This window comes from Halorarius litoreus (genome assembly GCF_024362405.1).
GTDB lineage: Archaea > Halobacteriota > Halobacteria > Halobacteriales > Haloarculaceae > Halorarius > Halorarius litoreus.
Genome location: NZ_CP101454.1, coordinates 1,616,513 through 1,637,784 on the forward strand (window position 1 = coordinate 1,616,513; position 21,272 = coordinate 1,637,784).

Sequence of the window (21,272 nt, forward strand, 5' to 3'; positions counted from 1 at the left end):
CTACTCCTCGCTCACCGACTCGTACAGCGTCGTCCGTTCCTCGAAGTACAGCGGCGCGTCGTGGTCGGCCTCGAACTGCACGACGCGTTCGAGCGCCGTCTGCGGGTCGGCCACGTCGTCGAGGTCGGCCGCCAGCTCGGTGTACGCCGCGGCGAGCGACTGGAACGCCTGCATTCGGGCCTGTTTCGCCTCGACGACCGCCTGCGTCTCCTCGAGGTCGGCCAGCGCGTCGTCACCGCCTGCGGTCGGTGTCTGGGGTGACTCGGTGCCGTCGGTCGTCGTGCGGGTGTCCAGCCGGTCCCGCACCTCGGCCAGCCGCCCGTCGACCTCGTCGAGCAGCCGCTCGGCCTCCTCGCGCATCGTCTCGACGTGGCCCGAGAGGAGCCCCGCCTGTACCTGACAGTACTCGACGAACTCGTCGACGGTCAGCGGGGCGTCGTCCATGGCCGACGCTTCGGTCCCGGGACCGATAGCCGTTGGGGACTCCAGAGGCGAAACCGGTTGGGGACTCAGTCCTGCTGTGCGCGCTCGACCCACTCGGCGGCGCGGTCCTCGCCCACCTGTGCGGCCGCGGCGATCTCGGCGACAGGCGCGGCGGCCAGCGCCTCCACGGTCCCGAAGCCGGCGTCCTCGAGTCGCGTGGAGTAGGTCGACCCGATGCCCTTCAGTTCCCCGACGGGGGTGCCCTCAGGCTCGGGTTCGGGCTCCTCGGTGGATTCCTCGTCGGCGGCTTCGGCCTCGTCGACGGCCTCTTCGGCCACCTCCGTGGCCGCCTCGGCTGCCTCGACGGACTCGTCGGCGGCGTCGATGGTCGCCTGGACGGTCTCCTCGGCGTCGTCCTCTGCCTCCCCGGTCACGTCCTCGACGTCCTCGACGGCCGCCTCGATAGCGTCGGCCGTCTCGCTGGCGGCGGTCTCGAACTCGTCGGCGGTCTCCTCGGTCGCGTTCGCGGCCGTCTCGGCCACGTTCTCGGCGCTGTCGACGCTCGTGTCGGCGCGCTCTTGTACCTCGTCGAGGAGGTTGTCGGAGGTCGTCTCGACGCTGTCGAGCGCGTCGTCGACCCGCGTCGCGGCACGACCGGTGCCCGGGAGGACGCCGAACAGCGTCTTCGTCGACCGGCGAGTCAACTCGATGCTCTGCCGCTGGAGCGTGCGCTGTGTCTCGATGGTCTGGTCGATGAGGGTCCGCTGTGCGCGGAACAACGGGCCGAACGGCATGGACGATTCGCTGTCACTCATGGCACTCGAGGTGTCCACGCCCAGCCGCTTTACTCGTTCTCCGGCAGTTGCAGGCTTACTAAAGAGCCCCGCTCACTCCTCGCCGCGTCGCCGTTGCCACTCCTGGACCTTCGATATGAGTTCGACGGGGGGCGTCTCGTTCACGTCCGTCCCCCGGAGGTCGTCGAGACCAGTTTTCGGAGTGCGATGGCCTGCCCGACCCCGAGCGCGGATGGGGAAACCTCGCCGATTACGGAGAATCAAGGAGAAAGCCCCGCCCTTTAGGGCGGGGAGGATGTCAACTGCTGAGTATCCGACGACATTCGGTAAATAACCGTATTTCAATCAACGAGGTACTCTTGGGCGGTGAATCACGAATGGGTTTCGAACTCCGCGTTTCGGGATTGGCTCCACAGGATGCAGGGCGTGGGATCGCCCGGCTGGGAACGGCCGTACTGACTGAACTCGGGATCGAGCCAGGCGATATCGTCCAGATTACGGGGCGACGGCGGACCGTCGCGAAGGCGATGCCGGCATACGAGGGCGATCCGGACGAGACTCTCCGAATCGACGGCAACGTCCGATCGAACGCTGGAGTGGCGATCGACGACTCAGCCGAAGTGACCGCCGTGGAGGCGACGGCCGCGGAGTCGATCACCGTCGCGCTCCCGCAGTACGTCATCCTCCGTGGCGCAGAGCAGTTCATCGGTCGGTATCTCACCGACCGCCCTGTCGTCCGAGGGGACGCGGTGCATCTCCGATTGCTTGGCCAGCCGTTCGTGTTCCTCGTCACGAAGACATCGCCCTCGGGACCGGTCGTCGTCACCGACGAGACGGACCTGACGATTCGGGACCGACCAATCGGTGAAGACGACCTCCGGGGCGAGCGTGCCGGAATCCCGGACGTTACGTACGAGGACATCGGTGGACTCGATCGGGAACTCGACCGGGTGAGAGAGATCATCGAACTCCCGCTTCGACATCCGGAGTTGTTCCGCCGGCTCGGAATCGCCCCACCGAAGGGCGTGTTGTTGTACGGCCCGCCGGGAACGGGGAAGACACTGATCGCGAAGGCCGTCGCCAACGAAGTCAACGCGGAGTTCTACGCGATCTCCGGCCCGGAGATAATATCAAAGTACTATGGCGAGAGCGAGCAACATCTCCGGGAGATCTTCGACGAAGCCGCGCGCAACACGCCGGCGATCGTCTTCATCGACGAGATCGACTCTATCGCCCCGAGCCGCGACGAAGTCACCGGTGAGGTCGAACGGCGCGTCGTCGCCCAACTACTCTCGCTGATGGACGGACTCGAAGACCGCGGTGACGTGATCGTCGTCGCCGCAACGAACCGGCCGGACGCGATCGACACGGCGTTGCGCAGGGGTGGTCGTTTCGACCGCGAGATCGAGATCGGTCCACCCGACCGTGACGGTCGTCTGGAGATCCTGACAGTCCACACCCGCGGGATGCCGCTGGCGTCGGCTGTCGACCTCGACGACATCGCCGACCGAACGTACGGGTTCGTCGGGGCAGACTTGGAGGGGCTCGCGAAGGAGGCGGCGATGACTGCACTCCGGCGTGCACAGGTCGAGTTGGACATCGATATGGAAGCGGAGACCGTCTCGCCGGACCTTCTCGAACTAATCGAGATCGCGAACGACGACTTCGACGCGGCGCTCCGAGAGGTCCAACCGAGCGCAATGCGGGAGGTGTTCGTTGAGGTGCCCAACGCGACGTACGACGACATCGGCGGGCTCGAATCCGTCCGTGAAGAACTCGTTCGCGCGGTCGAGTGGCCTCTTCGCTACCCACAACTGTTCGAACAACTCCACACGGAGGCGCCGAAAGGAATCCTCCTGTACGGCCCACCGGGGACGGGTAAGACGCTGCTGGCGCGGGCGATTGCAAACGAGAGCGGAGTGAACTTCATGTCGGTGAAAGGGCCGGAGTTGCTCGACAAGTTCGTCGGTGAGTCCGAGAAGGCGGTGCGGGAGGTGTTTCGTCGGGCCCGCCAGAACGCTCCGACGATCGTGTTCTTCGACGAACTCGACGCGCTCGCACCCGAACGCGGGGGGACGATGGACTCGCGGGTGACTGAACGGGTCGTCTCACAATTGCTGACGGAGTTGGACGGGATTGAGGACCTCCGAAACGTGTTGATCGTTGGAGCGACGAACCGGCCAGACATCGTCGACCGGGCGCTCTTGCGCCCTGGTCGCTTGGAGAAGATCCTCTACGTACCGACGCCGGACAGGGAGTCCCGGCTAGCGATCTTCAGCGTCCACACCGCGGGCGTCCCGTTGGACGAAGACGTCGACCTTGAGGGATTGGCAGATCGAACCGAGCGGTACACCGGCAGCGACATCGAGGCGATCGTTCGTGAGGCGAGCCTGCTGGCGATGGAGACGGCAATCGCGGAGTTCCCCCCCGACGCCTCTTCCGCGACGATCGACGAGCGGGCGGCGACGGTGCGCGTATCGGCTGACGACTTCGACCGGGCGCTCGCCAAGATGACGCCATCGGTGACCGAGGAAATGCAGCAGTTCTACGACGACCTAGCAGGGGAGTTGGGCGGGACGATGGACCTCGATGTCGACAGCTCCGTGTTGGGGTTCCAGTGAGCGGCCCTCGCCCGTGGCCCTGTGGCGAGTCTGTCGGAGTCGATGGACCGAGTATCAGCTCTGCCCAGCCGAGCCGTGGTCAGTCGTCTAGTCGTCGTTGCCACTCCTGAACCTGTGACAGCAACTCGACGGGTGAGGTCCCCTCGACATCGACGCCACGCAACTCGTCCAGCACGGATTCCGCAACAGGGTCGAGCGTCTCACCCTCTCCCCCGTCCGCGGAGGCCTGCCCGCGGAACTGCCCGGAGCCGAGGTCGAACACGACTTGCTTTGATTCGCCGGTCGTCTCGTCCTCGCTCCCTCGCACGTCGATGGCCTCGTCGTCGCGCAGGCGTTGGAGTACCTCACGAGCACGCTTGACGACCGGCTCGGGAACGCCAGCGAGGTCTGCGACGTGAATCCCGTACGAGCGGTCGGCAGGGCCGTCTTCGACCGTTCGGAGGAACGTCACGTCCCCGTCACGTTCGTCTGCGGCGACGTGGATGTTCTCGACGCCGTTGATGTGGTCAGCGAGGTCTGCCAACTCGTGATAGTGCGTGGCGAACAGCACCTTCGGCGACGGCGTGTTCGACTGCGCGCCGGAGAGGTACTCCGTGGCGGCCCACGCGATGCTGATGCCGTCGTACGTCGCCGTCCCCCGGCCCACCTCGTCGAGGATGACGAGCGACTCCTCGGTGGCGCTGTGAAGGATGTTCGACAGCTCCTGCATCTCCACCATGAACGTCGAGCGGCCCTGTGCGAGTTCGTCGAGTGCGCCCACCCGGGTAAAGACGCCGTCGACGAGCCCCACCCGCGCGTGGGTGGCGGGGACGAAGCTCCCGACCTGTGCGAGCAGCGTTATCAGGGCTGCCTGCCGCATGTAGGTGGATTTCCCGCTCATGTTCGGTCCCGTCACGACGAGGAACCGCCGCTCGCGGTCGAGATGCAGGTCGTTCGGGACGAACTCGACCGATTGCTCGACGACCGGGTGCCGGCCCGCGTCGACCGAGAGCACGTCGTCGTCCGTCAACTCGGGTTTCGTCCAGTCGTTGCGCACGGCGTGGACCGCGAGCGAGGCGTACACGTCGAGCTCTGCCACGGCGCGGCCGGCGTCCTGCATCGCCGTGGCGTGGTCCGCGACCTGTTCGCGGAGGTCGCAGAACAGCTCGTACTCGAGGTCGCCGCGTCGCTCTTCGAGTCTGAGGATGTCGCGTTCGCGTTCCTCCAGTTCGGGGTGGACGTACCGCTCGCTGTTCTTGAGCGTCTTGATGCCCTCGTAGTGGTCGGGAACCTTCTCGCGCTCGGATTTCGCCACCTGGATGTAGTAGCCGTCGGTCTTGTTCCGGTCGACGGAGAGCCGGGAGATGCCGTGTTTCTCGGACTCGCGTTCGGCCAGGGTGTCGATCCACTCGACGGCCTCGTCGTGCCTATCCACGAGGTCTCGGAGGTCCTCGTCGTACTCCGGGCGCAGCAGCCCGCCCTCGGTGAGCGTCTTCGGCGGGTCCTCGGCGAGCGCGCTCGCCAACGCCTCGTGGAGCGCATCGAGCGCGTCCCGGTCGACCGACGCCAGCGCCTCGGCGACGGGCGAGTCAGCGAGCCGGGGGCTCGACTCGACGGCGTCGACGAGCTCCGGCACGAGCCCGAGCGTGTCGCGCACCCGGAGCATCCCGTGGGCGTCGAGGCTCCCGGAGACGGCCCGCGAGGCGAGGCGTTCGAGGTCGTACGCGCCGTCGAGGAGATCGCGGAGCCGTTCGCGGGACATGGCGTCGGCGGCGAGCGCCCCCACCGCTGCCTGCCGCGCTTCGAGTTCGCCGCGCCGGCGAATCGGTCGGCCGAGCCACTCCTTGAGGAGCCGGCCGCCCGCGCTCGTGGTAGTGTGGTCGATCGTGGAGAACAGCGAGACGCCCTGGCCGGTCATCGGCTCGGTGAGTTCGAGGTTGCGCTGTGTCGTCGCGTCCAGCGTGACGTGGTCGGTCGCCGAGTACGACTGGAGGCGCGTCACCGACGCCAGCGCCCCGACACCCGTTTCCTCGATGTACGAGAGCGCGGCGCCCGCCGCCCGAACCGCGAGGTCCTGTTCGCCGAGTCCGACGCTGTCAGCGGCATTCACCCCGAACTGCTCGCGGACGGTGTGTGTCGCTCGCCCCGGCGCGAAGGCGTCGGTGGCGTGGAGCGTGAGCGTCGTGTCGAGTCGCTCACGAACCCGGTCGAGGAACGCGTCGTCGCCCCTGAGGTCGGGCCCCGGCAGGAGTTCGGTGGGGGCGAACCGGTAGAGCTCGGTCAGCGCGCGGGAAGCTGCGTCCGGCCCCGAGAGCTCCGTCACCTGAAATCGCCCCGTCGTGATGTCGACGAATGCGAGGCCGAAGCTGTCGCCCTCGCGAACGACGGCCGCGAGGTACTGGGCGTCGTCGCCCGTCGGGTCGACGAGCGTTCCCGGGGTGACCACGCGCGAGATGCGGCGTTCGTGGCCGCCGTCGACCGCGTGCTGGTCTGCCACCGCAACCCGGTAGCCGCGCTCGACGAGCGCCTTCAGGTAGGGAGTGAGGTCGTCGACCGGCACCCCGGCCATCTCGTACATCTCCCCACCCGAGGAGCGCTCGGAGACCTTCAGGTCGAGCTCCTCGCCCACCGTGCGTGCATCCTCGCCGAAAAACTCGTAGAAATCGCCCATCTGCATCGCCAGCACGTCCGCCTCACTCTCCGCCTTCAGCGCGAAGAACTCGCCGACGATACCCTCCGCAGTCATACTCCCGGCTGCGGCGTTCGGGGGTAAAGGTGTGTTGGGTCCGGGGTGGAACTGATCTCTCGAAACCGTAGTGCGGATCGTGGACGTGACCGCGATTGTAACCACCTCGAAAGCCCCCGGCCCCTTTCAGTCCCACCCGGGACGTTTGATTGACCGACCGCAGCGCGTCGAGGCTTTCGAGATGGTATCAGCGCTGTCACCGAGCCCAAATCGACCACCCACTCCTAGCCGGCAATATTGCCGGACTGGCGTGTGCTTATCCCGTCCGAACGTGTAAGTACACTTATGAGTGAGCCGTTGACCGTGCCTTCGTGGGGGGCGGCACTGGGAGTGCTCAGAGAACTCGGCCCCGGCACGACCGTTCGCGTCTCGAAGGCCGACGAGCCCGAACTGCCCGCGATACCGCTCCGTCGGTCGAACGTCCCGTGGTCGGTCCACAAGGGCGCTATCGCGGTCTACCGCGAGGACACCGCCGGCGAGCACGTCCAGCTGCGCGAGTACGACGACCACTGGACGCTCGAACTCGACCGGCACAACCCGCGATATCGGCCGGCGCGGCACGTCGCGGTCGACACCCGCGACTACAGGAAAGGGGCGCTTTCGCATCCCCTGCGGACGCTCACGGGAGCCACGCTCTACACGCCGGTCCGGAGCATCCAGTTCGCCGAGGAGATGGCGACGCTCGCCGTCGAGACGCCGCTGTCGATACTCGACCGCGGGCTGGAAACCGCCCGAAAGGGCCTCTCGATGGACTCGTAGGCGTCCGGGAACGCAACACAGATACACCGGAACTCCCGACTAGTGGTATGAACGAGCCGGGGCTCACGAGTCTGATGGACCAGGAGACGTTCGCCCGGCGGGCCGAGTCCGCACCGGGGTGGGTCCAGGACCACTGGGAGACGTTCGAACAGGGGCTCACCGGCACCAGAGACGGCGAGCCGTTCCCGTGTTTCTTCGGTGCGGAATCCGTGCGAGCGGGCGAGCCGCTCTACACCGTCGTCCCGTCGCTGGACCTCCGCGAGGACCTCCTGCAGCTCGGGGCTGTCCTCGAGGAGTATCTCGACGTCCACGAGGACCACAGCGACCGCGCGTCGCTGGTGACGTTCTTCAAGCCCCCCAAACGCCCCCTTTCGGAGCGCGAGTGGCACGAGACGCTCTGGCACGTCCTCCAGTTCCTCCACCTCCACGACCCGGAGCCGTGGCCGGCCCACATCCCGACGGAGCCGGACCACCCTGAATGGGAGTTCTCGTACGCGGGCGTCCCGATGTTCCCCACGTGTCGCGCACCGTTCTACCGCAAGCGACAGTCGCGCTACTGTCCCGTCGGGCTGGAAATCACGTTCCAGCCGCGGCGGCTGTTCGAGAACCTGAACGTGACGGCCGACCACCCCTCTGGACAACAGGCTCGCGAGATCATCCAGAAACGGCTCGAAGCGTACGACGGCCACCCGCCGCATCCACTCCTGGGGGACTGGGGCGTCGAGGGTGACCGCGAGTGGCCACAGTACATGCTCCCGAAGGACGAGACGCAGGCCCCGGGCGAGTGCCCGATGACGGTCACGCGCGACCACCCGAAGACGGGATTCGCGGCCGCAGACGACTGATTTCTCCGAGTTCCGACGCCCGGGCATCGGCCGTCGGACATTTGTGTCCTGCTTGTGTAGCCCCGGGTTACATGAGACATCTCGGATTGAAAGCACGGATGGCTGTCGTCGGCTCCATCCTCTTCGCGTTCTACGCGGTGGCGGCGGTCGTCCTGATGAGCATGTTCGGGACGGGCGTCCTCCCACTCGTCCTCGTCGGGAGCGTCCTGTTCGTCGGCGTCCAGTACAAGGTCGGCAAGTGGGCCGCCCTCCGGAGCGTCGGCGCCGAGGACATGCCGGAAGACCGCTTCCCCGGTGTCCATCGACAGGTCGAAGAACTCTCGGCGGAGATGGGCATCGACAAACCGAAACTGAAGGTCGCGCGCATGGGCGTCCCGAACGCGTTCGCCGTCGGGCGGAAGGGCGCGGGCGTCGTCGTCGTCTCGGAGGAACTCCTCAGACTGCTCGACGACGACGAGCTGGAGGGCGTCCTCGCGCACGAACTCGCGCACATCGCGAACCGCGACGTGGTGATGATGGTGCTCGGGCAGGGGATCGCCTCTATCGTCGCCATCGTCGCCCAGTGGGTCGTCCTCCTGACCGGCGACAACGACCTCGCCGACTTCTTCCTCGCCATCGTCGTCGGCCAGCTCGTCCAGTTACTGGTGATGGTGTTCGTCCTCGCTATCTCGCGGTACCGCGAGTACGTCGCGGACAGTGACGCGAAGGAGGCCATCGGCGGCGGCGACCCGCTGGCTCGCGCGCTGGAGAAGATTTCGAGCGGGAGCCAGCGTGCCAGCGAGTCGGCCGTCGACGAGCAGGTGAACGCGCTGTGTATCTTCGGTGACGGCAGCGGGCTCGCGAAGCTGCTGTCGACGCACCCGCCCGTCGAGAAGCGCATCGAGAAGCTCCGCGCGTAGATGGTCGACTACCGGACGCTCGCTGCCGCGGTGCTCGGCGTCGGGCTCGGCGTGCTGCTGATCGTCGCCCCCGAGGGCATCTTGCGCGTCCAGTTCACGGGCCGCGTCCCCGGCGACCGCCACGGTGAGTACGGCAGCGACGACGGCTACTCGCCCCGGCTCGTGCTCCTGGTTCGCGCCATCGGCGTCCTCGTCCTGCTCGCGGGCGGCTACTTCGGGGCCACCGTCTTCGGCCTCGTTTGAGCCGCGAGCGCGAACCGTTTTGTCCCCGGGGTGTGACTCGCGCCCATGACCGAGGAAACGGTCGAACTCACCGTTGAACTGCCACGCGAGACGTACGAGGCGCTCGACGACCCCGAGCGGCGGCTCGTGGAACTCGCCGCCGAGGAGGCCCGGATGCAGGAGTCGATAGCGACGTACATCGAGGACGGGAACCTCGTCGAAGGGATGCTCAACGGCGTCCCGGCGCCCGTCGCCGCGCTCGTCGGCTTCGACGTCGTCGAGCTCGAACCCGGCCACGCCGTCATCGAGCTGGAGGCCGGCCCTCGCCACGCGAACCCGATGGGGACGGTTCACGGGGGTATCTACTGTGACCTCGGGGACGCGGCGATGGGGTACGCGTTCTCGATGACGCTCGATCCCGACGAGTCGTTCACGACGCTCGAACTCGACGTGAAGTATCTGAAGCCGGTGTGGGAGGGGATGCTCACCGCCGAAGCCGAGGTCGTCAAGGAGGGCTCGACGGTCTCGCTCGTCGAGTGCGACGTGACCGACGAGGAGGGGAGTCTGGTGGCGCGGCTCACGAGCACGTGTCTCACGCTCCGCGGCGAGATGGCCGAGGGGCGGTGACTACGACGTCGAGAATCCGCCGTCGACGGTGAGGCCCTCGCCGGTGATGTAGGAGGCCTCGTCGCTCGCGAGGAAGCAGATGGCGTCGGCGATCTCCTCGGGCTGTGCGAGCCGCCCCAGTGGGTACCGCTTCAGCATCAGTTCCTTCGCCTTCTCGGGGTCCGAGCGGGTCTCGAAGAACTGGCGGCCGAGTTGCGTGTCCGTGAACGCCGGGCAGACGGCGTTACACCGAACTCCAGAACGGCCGGCTTCGGCGGCGACGGCCCGTGTGAAGTTCATCACGGCGCCCTTCGTCAGCGAGTAGACGCCCTGCTTCGGCAGGCCATAGAAGGACGCGAGCGAGCCGACGTTGACGATGTTGCCGTGGCCCTGCTCCTTCAGGTGGGGGAGCGCGGCGTGACAGCCGTTCCAGACGCCGCGGACGTTCACGTCGAGCACGTAGTCGAAGACGCTCATGTCCGTTTCCTCGACGTCGGCGGGGGGATGGCCGACGCCCGCGTTGTTGACGACGACGTCGAGGCCGTACTCCTCGGCGGTGGCGTCGATCGCTGCGTGGAACGCCTCCCCGTCGGTCACGTCGAGGTCGGTGAACTCCGCGTCGCCCGCGTACTCGCCGTCGGTGATCTCGGCGGCGGTGGCCTCGCCGGTGTCGTTGTTCACGTCCGCGACGACGACGAACGCCCCCTCCTCGGCACACCGCTTCGCCGTCGCCGCCCCGATACCCTGTCCTGCACCCGTGACGAACACCGTTCGGTCTTCGAGTCGCATGTGTGTACATTCCAAGCACAATACTTAATTCCTCCTTACGTTGGAAACTCTCTCCCGGTACCCGAACCCACATCGCTTTGTCCTGGCCCCGACAACGACCGCTATGCTCGACACCGGCACCGACGCGCCCGACTTCGACCTGCAGAACCAGCACGGCGAGCCCGTCTCGCTTCCCGAGGAGGGCACCGTCGTCGTCTACTTCTACCCCCGTGCCGACACCCCCGGCTGTACGAAGGAGGCCTGCTCCTTCCGTGATGCGTGGAGCGACTACGAGGCCCGCGACGTGCGGGTGTTCGGCGTGAGCGACGACCCCGTCGAGGACCTCGCCGACTTCGCCGAGAAGTTCGACCTGCCCATCGACCTGCTCTCCGACGAGGGCGGGGCGGTGTCGTCGGCCTACGAGTCGTACGGCGAGAAGACCGTGTTCGGCAACGTCGTCGAAGGGGTCTACCGGAACACGTACGTCGTCCGCGACGGCGAGATCGTCCTCGCGTACGAGGGCGTCGACCCGGAGGACCACGCCGACGAGATACTCGCGGACCTCGACGCGCTGTAGGCGTCCGCCCCGGCCACAACGCCCATTACGCTCGGTGTTGGAGTGCGCCCGATGAGCCTCATCGGCGAGGCGGAGCTCGGGTCCCCGCTGTTGCAGGCGGCGCTAGCCACCGCGCCCGACACCGAACTCGTCATCGAGGACATCCGGCCCGTCGACGACGAGGTTCGACTGGTGTTCTGGGCACTCGACGGCGACCTCGACGCGTTCGAGGCGGGGCTGGAGACCGACCCGACGGTCGGGAGCCACCGCTTCCTCACCGCGCTCGGCGACCGCCGGCTCTACCGGGTGACGCTCTCGGAACGCGGCGTGGCGTCGTCGACGTACGACGCCGCACTCGCGCACGACATCGTCGTCCTCGACCACCGGGTGACCGACCGCGGGATGTGGGTCCGTGCGCGGGTCCCCGACCGCGAGGCGCTCACGGCGTACCGCGGGGTCTGCCGCGACCACGGCATCCCGTTCGAGCTGACGCGGCTGTACCGCGTCGACGAGGCAGCGACCGAGAGCGACGACGCGTTCGGCGTCACGGCGGCCCAGCGAGCGGCACTCGTCCACGCGCTGGAGGCCGGCTACTTCGACGTGCCACGCCGGACCGACCTGCAGACGATGGCCACCGAACTCGATGTCTCACCGCAGGCACTCTCGACCCGGCTTCGCCGTGGACAGGCGAACCTCGTCGCCAACGCGTTCCCCCACGAGAGTATATAAAACGTTTCGTCAGGTTCGTACCAGCCCTTTCGCCCGAGGACCGGTCTAGAGTATCGCAGTGACCCCCGAATCGAACGCGTTCCGCACAGACGAGACGCACGTCTACCACGCGACACCCACCGAATCCCCCTCAGAGGCGGTCATCCACGCTGTGCTCGATGCCTCGAACCGCGAGCCACCCGCCACGGGCGAGACGCTACCGCCGCTGTACGACGCGGTCGACCCCGACGCGCTCGACGCGCTCCTCGGTCGACACGGGGCTACCCCGACCGTCCGGTTCAGCTACTCCGGCTACGACGTGATGATCGACGGCTCCGGCGCGGTCAGACTCGTCGAGGCCTGAGACGGAGTCGCAGTTTTCACCCCCTGGCCCGTGGGTCACGGTATGTCAGGACCACTCGAGGGCACGGCAGCCATCGTCACCGGCGCCAGCGCGGGTATCGGCGCCGCGACGGCACACTCGCTCGCTCGCGACGGCGCACAGGTCGCACTCGCCGCCCGGCGCTCCGGTCGCCTGCAGGAGCTCGCGGGCGAGCTCGAAGGTGAGTTCGGTGCCGAGGTCGCCGTCGTCCCGACCGACTGACCGACGAGGACGCCGTCGACGCACTCGTCGAGACGACCGTCGAGCGGTTCGGCGGGCTCGACTTCCTCGTGAACAACGCGGGGCTCGCCCGCGGGAGCAGCATCGAGGAGATGACCACCGAGGCGTACCGGACGACGATGGCCGTCAACTGCGACGGGATGTTTTATTCGACGCGCGCGGCCCTCCCGCATCTCCGCGAGGCCGAGGGGACGCTCGTCTACCTCGGAAGCTTCGCCGGGAAGGCCCCACGGGCGTACAATCCGGTGTACGCCGCCACCAAATACTGGACCCGCGGGTTCGCCAAGAGCGTCTCGGCGCAGGTCGGCGACGAGGTCGCCGTCTCCATCGTCAACCCCGCGGCGGTCCGCACGGAGTTCGAGGTCGACAGCGAGCAGTTCAAGGACCGCTACGCCCCCGGCGAGGTCGTCGAACCCGAGGAGGTGGGCGAGGCCATCGCCTACGTCGCCCGCCAGTCGCCGTCGATGGTCCACGAACTCGACATCTACAACCGCGACAAGTTCGTCGAGAGCGACCCCTAAGCCTGGGGGCGCTCGACGACCACCGCATCTTCGGGGGGCTGTGCCCCGCGTCGGTAGCCCACCGGGTCGCGCCCCACCTCGAACGCACGCACCCGAACCACCAGTCGTCCGTCGTCGAGCGTCGCGCGCAACACGAGCCCCTCGCTCGTGACGACGACGTACGGCGGACTCGCGACCGGCTGGGCACGCAACTGTCCGCCCGCCGCCGTGACGCACTCGTCGAGCACGGTCGGTGCTGCAGCCAGTACCCCTGTCCGGTCGAGCGCCGCTCGGAACGGCGTGACGACTCGCTCGCGGTCGCTGACGCGCTCGTCCGGCCACGAGTCGGCCACGGCGTCCGCGCAGTCGAGGACGCGCTCGACCCACGCGCGGCGCTCGCCGAGGAGGTGGTCGCGAACCGGGTCCATCAGTCGGCCGCCGCCGCGCAGTTGTTCGGCCCCAGTTCGAGCTCGAACGCCGCGTCGTCGTCCGCCGCCTCCTGCCCGAGGTTCACCGCGATGATGGTCTCGAAGTTGGCCGGCTGCGCTGGCATCCGGTCGAGGATGCGCTCGGTGAACACCGCCTCGGAGACGTCGAACGCCCACAGCCGCTCGCGGAGGTCGCCGAGCGGTGCGGTGTAGCTGCCGTCTCCGGCGCGTTCGGCCGTCTCGCCGTAGTGACCGGGGGCGACGACGACTTCGTCGCCGAAGCGCCCGAGCCGCTCCGTGAGCGTGCGGTGGAGTTCGCGGGCGTACTCGGGGGCGGCCGCGTCGCCACCCTGTAAGTCGGGGCGGGGGAGGCCGTCGACGAACAGCGTATCACCGCAGAGCAGCACGTCGCCCACCCGGAACGACACCATCCCGGTCGTGTGCCCGGGCGTGGCGACCACCTCGACCGACACGTCGCCGAGTCGGATGGTGTCGCCGTCAGCGAGCGTCTCGACGCCGAACGCGGCGCCCCGCTCGACCGCCGCCTCGGACATGTAGCCGGTCGTCCCGTTCGCGATGTCCCGGAGGCCGCTGACGTGGTCAGCGTGGACGTGCGTGTCGACGGCGGCGACGAGCGGCACCCCGAACTCGGCGGCGTCCGCGGCGTAGCGGTCGGCGAACGCTCGGAGCGGGTCGACCACGAGCGCCCCGTCGGCCGCGACGACGAGGTACGCGAGACAGCCCGAGGAGGGCCGCTGGTACTGGTAGACGGTTGCCTCACCCGTGTCGGCTTCGAGCTCGACCCGCCGGTAGACGCGCGCCCACCCGTACATCCCGCCGTCGAGGTTGACGGCGTCGACGCCTCCTTCCCGAAGCATCGCGGCCACCTCGTCGCTCGCCTCCCCCCGCGGGCAGACGGCGACGACCGGTTCGGGTATCCCGTCTGGCAGCAGGTCGGTCGGGTCGCCAGCGACGCTCGCGGCGACGAACTTCGGGTACGGGACCTCGACGCGCTCGACGGTCGGCCCGTCGATGCGCCACTCGTCGATCTCGTCGCGGTTGCGCGTGTCGAGGAGGGTGACGCGCTCGCCTCGTTCGAGGCGCTCGGCGAGGGCGTCGGGCGAGAGGGAGTCCATACCCGACGTACGCCAGCGCCGCGAATAAACTCGGGGTATCGTTATGCCGACACGTGCCCAACGCCCCGGCATGAACGGACAGGAGGTCGTCGACGCCGTCAACCGCGACCGCGCGACCGAACTCGACCGGCTCGGTTCGGGGAAGGCGCTCGTGGCCGCTACGACCGCGAATCTCGACCGTGAGCCGGTTCTGACCGCCGCTGCCCAGGCGGAGGCCCGCGCCCACGAGACGTTCGAGACGTGGGCCACGGACGAGCCCGACGCGGCGGCTCGCGAGGCGTTCGCCGACGTGGCTGACACCGAGGCCGACCACCACGCGCAGGTGGTCGCGCTGCTCGACGACGCCCCCGACGCCCCCGAACCGGACGCGCTTCACGAGTACCTCCGTGGCCTGGACGACACCGCCGAGCGGGTCGGCGCGGGGCTCGTCGGCCGGCCGCTCGCGTCCTCGCGGTCGCTGTTGCAGGTCGTGAACTTCTTCGTCAACGAGGCGGCCCGGGCGGAGGCTGACCTCTTTCGAGAACTGCGGTCGGACTCGGACGCGACCGTCGAGCGCGGCATCGAGGTACTCGACGCGGTCTGTGCCGACGACGCGGCGTACGAGCGCGCACAGGCGGCAGCCGAGGCGGCCATCGACACGGCCTACGAGGAGTACGCCACGCAACTGGAGGTGATGGGGCTCGACCCGAAGCCCGTCTGTTGACGCCCCACAGGGTCTTACGTCTCGCCTCCGAGTAGCCGGTATGACCGACCCCGGCGGGGAGCTCCCGCACCCCGACGATGTCGACGACACGCCGACCATCAGCTGCAGCCGCTGTGACGCCGAATGGGCGCTGGATTACGAGCTCGACGAGCTGTCGATGGGGAACCAGGCCGTCGAGGCGTTCGCGCTCGACCACCAGCAGCACACCGGCCACTTCCCCGACGACGTATCGCCGTGGATCGCGGACTGCCAGCGCTGTCCAGACGGCGTCGAGCGCCTCGAAGAACAGGGGGTCCGGCGGTGGGCGACGGCACACGCCCGACACACTCGCCACACCGTCGAACTCGACCACGCGAGCCGGGACGAGCCGGTGTTGATCGGCGACGACTAGTCAAGCGTCGACAGCACGAGCGTCGAGAAGTCCGTCTCCGAGAGGTAGTCGCGTTCGAGCGCCGTGAACCAGCCCGCCCGGACCTCGTAGTGGCCTTTCTGCTCGCGGTCCGCCGCGTCGCCGCTTTCCGCCTGCATGAACACCCAGACGTGGACGTCGTCCGGCTCCCACTCGCCGGCTTCCGGGATGCCGGAGACGTCTCGGCCCTCGGTCTCGATGCCCGCGAGGTCGAGCAGGAGGCGGAGCATCGTCCCCACCTGCGTACGGGGGACGCCGTCGCCGATGCTCGGCGTCTCGTAGCCCACGTGGATGGCACCCTCGTGGCGCTCGCAGTTCGTCACGTACAGCCCCTCGCCCATCAGGTGCGTCTCGAGTACCTCCCCGAGCTCCTCGGCGGTGAGTGACACGACTGGAGATACGGCCGCGGCGACTTATGGCCACCGGAGCCCCGTGGTCGCCCGAGACGAGGTTCAGCGGTCCCGCGAGACTGCCAGCCGAATCTGCTGGACGAGCCGCTCGTACTGCTCGTTGCCCGTCCCTTTCGGGACGTACGCGGTGACGTCGTTGGCGATGGCCTGACTCGCCACCTCCTCGCTCCCCTTGTTGGTGAACAGGATGAAGGGGAGCGCCGGGAACTCCTCGCGGATCGCCCGCAGCAGGTCGATGCCGTCGATGGCCGGCATCCAGTAGTCGGAGACGACACAGTCGATGCCCGTACCGTTCAGCACGGAGAAGGCGTCCGGGGCGCTCGTCGCGGTCTGGACCTCGATGTCGTCGTGCTGTTCGCCGAGGATGTGTGCGAGGAGGTCGACCATGTCGGGGTCGTCGTCGACCACGAGCACGGTCACGGTGTCGGCGTCGCTCCGTTGCGCGTTCGGTTTGGCCCCCCGGAGCTCGTGGCTGATGGCGAGGTCGAGCCACGCCGCGAGGTCGTCGGGTGCGGTCGTCGCCTCCACGATGTCGCGGATGCGGTCGTACGTCACGAGCCCGTACCGTTCGAGAAGCGGGAGGTGCGTGGCGTCGAGTGCGGTGCGAATCCGCCGGCGACCGAGCGCGCCGGTCGCGCCGACTTCCTGGTCGAGGTCGGTCATGTCGACCACCACGTCCGTCAGCTCGCGCATCGTCGCCGCCCCGTTCTGCTGAAGGTGGAACAGGACGACGCGCCGTGGTTTCGCGCCGAGCGCCCGGAACAGTTCGTCGGTGGAGATGGCCGTATCGCCCCCGACGTTCGCCGACCCGATCATCGGCGCCCACTCGCAGACGACCGCCGCGATGTCGTGTGATACATGATGCCTCTGAGACAGCCTCCGTTGGCGCCACAGTTTGTTAGCTGTTATCGAAGCCCACAGACATGTCCCGGCTCACACCGGGTCCGGCTCGACGTCCTGGTACGCGAGGACGGCGTCGCGGAACTCGTCAGGGATGCGGGTCGATTCGCCGTCACGAACCGCCACGTGCGTGAGGTGCCCCTCCGCACACACCGTCCCGTCGGGTTTCCGACAGCGCCACTCGAACTCCATCGACGACTCGCGGATGGCCGTCGCTCGAATCCCGCAGACGAGGTCGTCGCCGAACTCCGCAAAGGAGCGGTAGTCGACGTCGGTGTGGACGACGTGGACGTCCCAGTCTTCGGCTTCGAGCGCCTCCCACGCGAAGCCGATGTCGCGGAGGAACTGGCTGAACGTCTCGTCCTGATACGTGACGTAGTTGCCGTAGAAGACGATGCCCTGTGCGTCGGTTTCGGCGAACCGGACTTTGGTCTCCCAGCAGTAGTGGAGGTCGTCGTCGTAGTCGCTCGGCATGGCGTGGGTGGTCTGGCGGGGACAGCATAAGTGTGCACTCCAGCGGTGTCCCACGGGGGCGACTGCGCATACCCCCGTTCGCCACCAGGCGCTCGTCGGCGTCGTCGGCACGAGCCGCTACAGCCGGCGGGTGCAGATTCGCGGCGTCTGGGACCGCCAGCCCGCAGACGACTGAGCGGCCCGCGGTGGCCTACGACCCGCCGGTCAGGAGCGCTTCGGGCTCGAACGCCCACACGAGCGCGGCGTCCAGCACGAACACCAGCGCGCCGATGGCGAACAGGAGCCCGGTGCTGAGGAACCGGACGCCCGTGACTTGCGCGAGCAGTAGCGCGACGACCGGCAGGACGACCACGTCCGCGATCTGCTGGGCCTCCTGGAACCCCCGGGCCTTCATCGAGACGAGGACCGTCACGCCGAGCCCGAAGATGGAGACGGCGGGGACGAGCCAGAGGATGAGCAGGAGCCAGAGCGTGGTCTTCCCCGACCCGTTCGGTCCGAGGAACTCGGCGATGGTGCCCGGTGGAACCGAGAACGACACGTCGTCGACCGCCGTCGTCTCCCCGAACCGCTTGGTCACGCCGCGGGCCCGGATGGCGACTGGCTCCGCGTCGGCAGTCGTTTCGACCTCCTTGCTGACCGTGGCGGCTGTGTCAGACATGAGATACTACTCCGTCGTCGTCCGCCCGCAATCTAACGACTCCGACACGGGCGTCGGCGGCGCTACACATCGGTCGCCTCGGGGCCGAGCGGGGTTCGGGCCGCCCGGCGGACGACCACCCGGTCCATCGCCACGAGAACCACCGTCGCGACCAGGGCCGTCGCCAGGAGCGGGACGACGGGCGTCTGGTAGGTTCCCAGCTGGCCGGCCTCGGCGAGTGCGGTCGTGACGCCGAACAGCGCGAGGAAGTTGTGGAACACCAGCGCGCCGTACACCGAGCCGCCACCGAAGTAGAACAGCCCCGTGCCGACGCTGACGACCGTCAGCAGGCCGACCATCTCGAGCGTGTTGAACGGTGGGCTGTGGGCGACGTGGTACACGCCGAACAGCACGCTCGCGACGACGAGCGCGAGCCCGTTCGCCAGCAGGTCGTTCATGCCTCGTCGACGTAACAGAGCGGCGACGCTTCCCCCGACGACGACCCAGCACACCACGACCTCGGCGATGGACACCGGGAGCACCTGGGCGAACGCGTTCAGCACCACGATTGGGTCGGTCGATGGAGGCTGCTGGAGCAGGTACACCGCGACGCCGAGCACGCCCGCGAGGAGGACTCCGACGGCGGTTCGGGATGCGGTCCGGAACCCGAACGCCCGGGGCGTAGCGACGTCCGAGGCGACGAACTCGCGGACGACCCACAGCGCGAGAACGGTGCCAACGAGGACGTTCGCGACGCCCGTGTACACGACGCGGTCGAGGGTGGCCTCCGGCCGGAGCAGTGTCTGGATTCGGCCCTCGAGCAGCCACGTAACTGCCGTCCAGACGCCGTAGAGACCGACCGCGACGAGCGTCTTCGACAGCGGCGAGAGCGTGCGGATGGCCGAGCGATTCACCCCGGTTCGGACGGCGGCGAGTATCGAGCCCATGCCCGAGGTACGCGGTGAGGCCGAATGGCGTTCGGTGGTGAGTCCCACCGCGTGAGACCCGGTAGCAACGGGGCGACGCTGATGTGCTGGTCCGTCGTGGGGTCAGTATGGCTCCGGTACCGGTCGCCCTCGCCCTGTGGCTACTCCCGCTGTCGTGGGCCGTCCACGACCTCGAGGAGGTGGTGATGCACGCACGATGGGCGAGTGTGCGGGACGGTCCCGAAACCGCGAACGACCGGTCGCGGCTCGCGCGCCGGATCGTCGCGCTCCACTCGACGCCGGCGAGCCAGTTCCGGATCGCCGTGCTCGTCGTCGGCGTCGTGCTGGTCGTCGTGACGGCGGCTGCGACACGAGCACCGGACGGCGTCTGGGGCGTCGTGTTCGCCGTCCTTCTCGGGGGATACTTCCTCCACGGGTTCCTCCACGTCGCGCAGTCGCTCGTCCTCCGACGGTACACGCCCGGTGTCGCCACGGCCGTCCTCGTCGTCGTTCCCGCGTCGGGGGTGCTGTATCGCGTGCTCTTCGACGCGGGACTCCTCGGCGTCGAGCAGGCCGTCGGGACGGCGGTCGTCGGCGGTCTCGTCTTCGTCCCGGTCGTCCGGGGCGCCCAGCGGCTCGCCACCTGGGTCGACGAACGCCACGACGACGGAGCGAGACGATAGCCCCTGACGGCTTCGACCGGCACGTCCCGCGAGCGTACGGCGCCAGGCTCCCCGGAGTGACCACTGCTCCCTCGCGGTGCGGTCTCATCGGGTGGGACCCATCGTCCCTGCCTATTGCGACTGTGCGCGAATGTCACAGCAGGTGACAGCGTCGTGGTGAATCACAGCAACCGGTGGCAGGGCGTCGCACGCAACCTCTCTCCGTGGGGGTTCCCGCTCCTCTACCTCGGCTGGGCGTTCCTGTTCTGGAGTCCCATCCTCGTCTCCGAGGCGTCGGTCTGGTCGTTCCCCAACGTGGTGTTCTTCCTCATCGGGGGCGCGAGCCCTCTGCTCGCGGGGCTGGCACTCGCGTGGCTCACGGGCGGGCGACCACGACTCCGCGACATGGGGCGTCGACTGGTCGACGTGCGGCGCATCTCCCCGCGGTGGTGGCTCGTCGTCCTCCTGTTCTGGCTGGCGTTCGACCTGCTGGTCGCCGGCGTGGCACTGGCGCTGGGCGTGACGGACCGTCCGCTGGAGCTCGTGTGGAGCCTCCTGACCGACCCGAGCGCACTCGCGTTCGTGCTCCTGCTGTCGTTCGTGTTCCCGCTGGTCGAGGAGGTCGGCCTCCGCGGCTACTGGCTCGACGCGCTCCAGGAGCGGTACAGCCCGACCGTCGCCGGCCTCGTCAACGGGAGTACCTGGGCACTCTGGCACGCCCCGTTCGTCTGGTTCCCCGGCTACTACGCGAACACGACGTTCGACCCCGAACTCTGGTGGTGGCTGCCGTCGATCGTCCTGCAGACGCTGCTCATCGTCTGGGTGTACAACAACACGGACCGGAGCATCCTGGCCGTCTTGCTGTTCCACGGGACGATGAACCTGACCGGTGAGTTCCTCGGGCTGGCTCCCGAACTGTTCCCGGTCACCCTCGTGGGGACGGCGCTCCTGGCGGCCGTCCTCGTCGTCGCCTGGCGGCGGAATCCCCCGGTGGGGGCCACGGCGGAGTCACCCAGCGGGCGACACGGCGGCACCGATGCCTCGGAGCAGTGAGATGGGGGCGGGGATACGTGTGGGCGGTGTGCTATCTCCCGTCACTACTAGTTGAATCCCTTACATGTCGTAGGAACATACGAGATGTCGAACAGCGCCCAAACCGACGTACAGGCTGGTACTGCTGGGTCTGACCGACGGAACGTGCCGCTGAGCCCGGTCGTCGACTGGGCGGTGTCGCTCCTGCTGGCGCTCTCGGGTGGCGTGCTGCTGACCGGCGGCACGCTCCTCTACTGGGCGACCGACCGCTCGAGTATCGCCCAGCCGAGGCCGGCGGTGAGCGCCGAGCGAACGACCCAGTACTGGACGAGCGGGAGTGCTGCCAGCCCGACCAGGAAGACGACGAGGGAGAGCGGGCGCTTGCCGAACTCCCCTCGAAACGGCGAGAACTGGTGAGCGACGGTTCGACTGGCCATACCTCCCTGTTCACCCGGTAGAAGTATCAACGAACGTGTGGGTCCCGACTCGTGGGAGCCAGCCTCGGTC

At 68.2% G+C, this 21,272-nt stretch carries 26 protein-coding genes and 1 pseudogene; 15 read left to right on the plus strand and 12 right to left on the minus strand.

The annotated features are described in order from the left end of the window. Both NL126_RS08235 and NL126_RS08240 read right to left on the minus strand, forming a co-directional pair. Entirely contained in the window at positions 1-444 is a 444-nt protein-coding gene (locus NL126_RS08235; RefSeq protein WP_255198443.1) for a hypothetical protein, read from the minus strand. 65 nt (positions 445-509) lie between these two features. Further along, entirely contained in the window at positions 510-1,238 is a 729-nt protein-coding gene (locus NL126_RS08240; RefSeq protein WP_255198444.1) for a helix-hairpin-helix domain-containing protein, read from the minus strand. 356 nt (positions 1,239-1,594) lie between these two features. Here NL126_RS08240 and NL126_RS08245 point away from each other — a divergent pair, with 356 nt between their 5' ends. Then, the gene (locus NL126_RS08245; protein WP_255198445.1) at positions 1,595-3,838 is read left to right on the plus strand and encodes a CDC48 family AAA ATPase; all 2,244 of its coding nucleotides are present in this window, start codon (positions 1,595-1,597) and stop codon (positions 3,836-3,838) included. A 79-nt stretch (positions 3,839-3,917) separates the two neighbouring features. Here the strand turns inward: NL126_RS08245 and mutS are convergent, their stop codons facing one another. Next, positions 3,918-6,563, minus strand: coding sequence for a DNA mismatch repair protein MutS (mutS, locus tag NL126_RS08250; RefSeq protein ID WP_255198446.1), 2,646 nt, complete (start codon positions 6,561-6,563; stop codon positions 3,918-3,920). Positions 6,564-6,848: 285 nt separating this feature from the next. On the opposite strand from mutS, the gene NL126_RS08255 reads away from it, so the two are divergent. The 5 genes from NL126_RS08255 (at position 6,849) to NL126_RS08275 (ending at position 9,915) form a co-directional block, all read left to right on the plus strand. Further along, positions 6,849-7,322, plus strand: a complete 474-nt coding sequence (locus NL126_RS08255; protein ID WP_255198447.1) for a hypothetical protein — start codon at positions 6,849-6,851, stop codon at positions 7,320-7,322. A 47-nt stretch (positions 7,323-7,369) separates the two neighbouring features. After that, the gene (locus NL126_RS08260; RefSeq protein WP_255198448.1) at positions 7,370-8,167 is read left to right on the plus strand and encodes a YqcI/YcgG family protein; all 798 of its coding nucleotides are present in this window, start codon (positions 7,370-7,372) and stop codon (positions 8,165-8,167) included. 71 nt (positions 8,168-8,238) lie between these two features. After that, complete coding sequence (locus NL126_RS08265; RefSeq protein ID WP_255198450.1) at positions 8,239-9,066, plus strand: M48 family metallopeptidase; 828 nt, start codon at positions 8,239-8,241, stop codon at positions 9,064-9,066. Continuing rightward, on the plus strand, positions 9,067-9,309 hold the full coding sequence (locus NL126_RS08270) for a hypothetical protein (protein ID WP_255198451.1): 243 nt from the start codon (positions 9,067-9,069) through the stop codon (positions 9,307-9,309). 45 nt (positions 9,310-9,354) lie between these two features. Beyond that, positions 9,355-9,915: a PaaI family thioesterase gene (locus tag NL126_RS08275; RefSeq protein ID WP_255198452.1), complete on the plus strand. Its 561-nt coding sequence runs from the start codon at positions 9,355-9,357 to the stop codon at positions 9,913-9,915. Here the strand turns inward: NL126_RS08275 and NL126_RS08280 are convergent, their stop codons facing one another. Beyond that, on the minus strand, positions 9,916-10,683 hold the full coding sequence (locus NL126_RS08280) for an SDR family NAD(P)-dependent oxidoreductase (protein WP_255198453.1): 768 nt from the start codon (positions 10,681-10,683) through the stop codon (positions 9,916-9,918). 103 nt (positions 10,684-10,786) lie between these two features. On the opposite strand from NL126_RS08280, the gene NL126_RS08285 reads away from it, so the two are divergent. The 4 genes and pseudogenes from NL126_RS08285 to NL126_RS08300 all read left to right on the plus strand — a co-directional run bounded on the left by NL126_RS08285 (position 10,787) and on the right by NL126_RS08300 (position 13,069). Next, positions 10,787-11,239, plus strand: coding sequence for a peroxiredoxin (locus tag NL126_RS08285; protein WP_255198454.1), 453 nt, complete (start codon positions 10,787-10,789; stop codon positions 11,237-11,239). 51 nt (positions 11,240-11,290) lie between these two features. Further along, positions 11,291-11,947 carry a helix-turn-helix domain-containing protein gene (locus NL126_RS08290; protein ID WP_255198455.1) on the plus strand — a complete coding sequence of 219 codons (657 nt, stop codon included), beginning with the start codon at positions 11,291-11,293 and terminating at the stop codon, positions 11,945-11,947. 58 nt (positions 11,948-12,005) lie between these two features. Next, positions 12,006-12,290 carry a HalOD1 output domain-containing protein gene (locus NL126_RS08295; protein WP_255198456.1) on the plus strand — a complete coding sequence of 95 codons (285 nt, stop codon included), beginning with the start codon at positions 12,006-12,008 and terminating at the stop codon, positions 12,288-12,290. 42 nt (positions 12,291-12,332) lie between these two features. Continuing rightward, a pseudogene (locus tag NL126_RS08300) lies at positions 12,333-13,069 on the plus strand (SDR family oxidoreductase). Here NL126_RS08300 and NL126_RS08305 read toward each other — a convergent pair. Then, entirely contained in the window at positions 13,066-13,476 is a 411-nt protein-coding gene (locus NL126_RS08305) for a DUF7988 family protein (protein ID WP_255198457.1), read from the minus strand. The pseudogene NL126_RS08300 and the gene NL126_RS08305 overlap by 4 nt on opposite strands. Then, positions 13,476-14,612, minus strand: coding sequence for an MBL fold metallo-hydrolase (locus NL126_RS08310; RefSeq protein ID WP_255198458.1), 1,137 nt, complete (start codon positions 14,610-14,612; stop codon positions 13,476-13,478). The genes NL126_RS08305 and NL126_RS08310 overlap by 1 nt, the downstream gene beginning before the upstream one ends. Positions 14,613-14,682: 70 nt before the next feature. On the opposite strand from NL126_RS08310, the gene NL126_RS08315 reads away from it, so the two are divergent. Further along, positions 14,683-15,315, plus strand: a complete 633-nt coding sequence (locus NL126_RS08315; protein WP_255198461.1) for a rubrerythrin family protein — start codon at positions 14,683-14,685, stop codon at positions 15,313-15,315. A 40-nt stretch (positions 15,316-15,355) separates the two neighbouring features. Beyond that, the gene (locus NL126_RS08320; RefSeq protein WP_255198462.1) at positions 15,356-15,706 is read left to right on the plus strand and encodes a DUF8062 family protein; all 351 of its coding nucleotides are present in this window, start codon (positions 15,356-15,358) and stop codon (positions 15,704-15,706) included. Here NL126_RS08320 and NL126_RS08325 read toward each other — a convergent pair. From NL126_RS08325 to NL126_RS08335, 3 genes are all read right to left on the minus strand, one after another. Continuing rightward, a complete protein-coding gene (locus NL126_RS08325; RefSeq protein ID WP_255198463.1) occupies positions 15,703-16,113 on the minus strand; it encodes a DUF8159 domain-containing protein in 411 nt (136 codons plus the stop codon). The genes NL126_RS08320 and NL126_RS08325 overlap by 4 nt on opposite strands. Positions 16,114-16,176: 63 nt before the next feature. Continuing rightward, positions 16,177-16,950 carry a response regulator gene (locus tag NL126_RS08330; RefSeq protein ID WP_255198464.1) on the minus strand — a complete coding sequence of 258 codons (774 nt, stop codon included), beginning with the start codon at positions 16,948-16,950 and terminating at the stop codon, positions 16,177-16,179. Positions 16,951-17,067: 117 nt separating this feature from the next. Further along, positions 17,068-17,508, minus strand: coding sequence for an acyl-CoA thioesterase (locus NL126_RS08335; RefSeq protein ID WP_255198465.1), 441 nt, complete (start codon positions 17,506-17,508; stop codon positions 17,068-17,070). Here NL126_RS08335 and NL126_RS08340 point away from each other — a divergent pair. Then, positions 17,507-17,683 carry a hypothetical protein gene (locus NL126_RS08340; RefSeq protein ID WP_255198466.1) on the plus strand — a complete coding sequence of 59 codons (177 nt, stop codon included), beginning with the start codon at positions 17,507-17,509 and terminating at the stop codon, positions 17,681-17,683. The genes NL126_RS08335 and NL126_RS08340 overlap by 2 nt on opposite strands. Positions 17,684-17,698: 15 nt before the next feature. On the opposite strand, the gene NL126_RS08345 is transcribed toward NL126_RS08340, so the two are convergent. Together NL126_RS08345 and NL126_RS08350 are read right to left on the minus strand one after the other, a co-directional pair. Continuing rightward, entirely contained in the window at positions 17,699-18,166 is a 468-nt protein-coding gene (locus NL126_RS08345) for an ATP-binding cassette domain-containing protein (protein WP_255198467.1), read from the minus strand. 62 nt (positions 18,167-18,228) lie between these two features. Continuing rightward, positions 18,229-19,092 (minus strand): hypothetical protein, encoded by an 864-nt coding sequence (locus tag NL126_RS08350; RefSeq protein WP_255198468.1) that lies wholly within the window; start codon positions 19,090-19,092, stop codon positions 18,229-18,231. A 107-nt stretch (positions 19,093-19,199) separates the two neighbouring features. On the opposite strand from NL126_RS08350, the gene NL126_RS08355 reads away from it, so the two are divergent. Next, positions 19,200-19,754 (plus strand): HXXEE domain-containing protein, encoded by a 555-nt coding sequence (locus NL126_RS08355; RefSeq protein WP_255198469.1) that lies wholly within the window; start codon positions 19,200-19,202, stop codon positions 19,752-19,754. A gap of 156 nt (positions 19,755-19,910) precedes the next feature. Beyond that, positions 19,911-20,786 carry a CPBP family intramembrane glutamic endopeptidase gene (locus tag NL126_RS08360; protein WP_255198470.1) on the plus strand — a complete coding sequence of 292 codons (876 nt, stop codon included), beginning with the start codon at positions 19,911-19,913 and terminating at the stop codon, positions 20,784-20,786. Positions 20,787-21,016: 230 nt separating this feature from the next. On the opposite strand, the gene NL126_RS08365 is transcribed toward NL126_RS08360, so the two are convergent. Further along, complete coding sequence (locus NL126_RS08365; protein ID WP_255198471.1) at positions 21,017-21,202, minus strand: hypothetical protein; 186 nt, start codon at positions 21,200-21,202, stop codon at positions 21,017-21,019. Positions 21,203-21,272 lie beyond the last annotated feature (70 nt).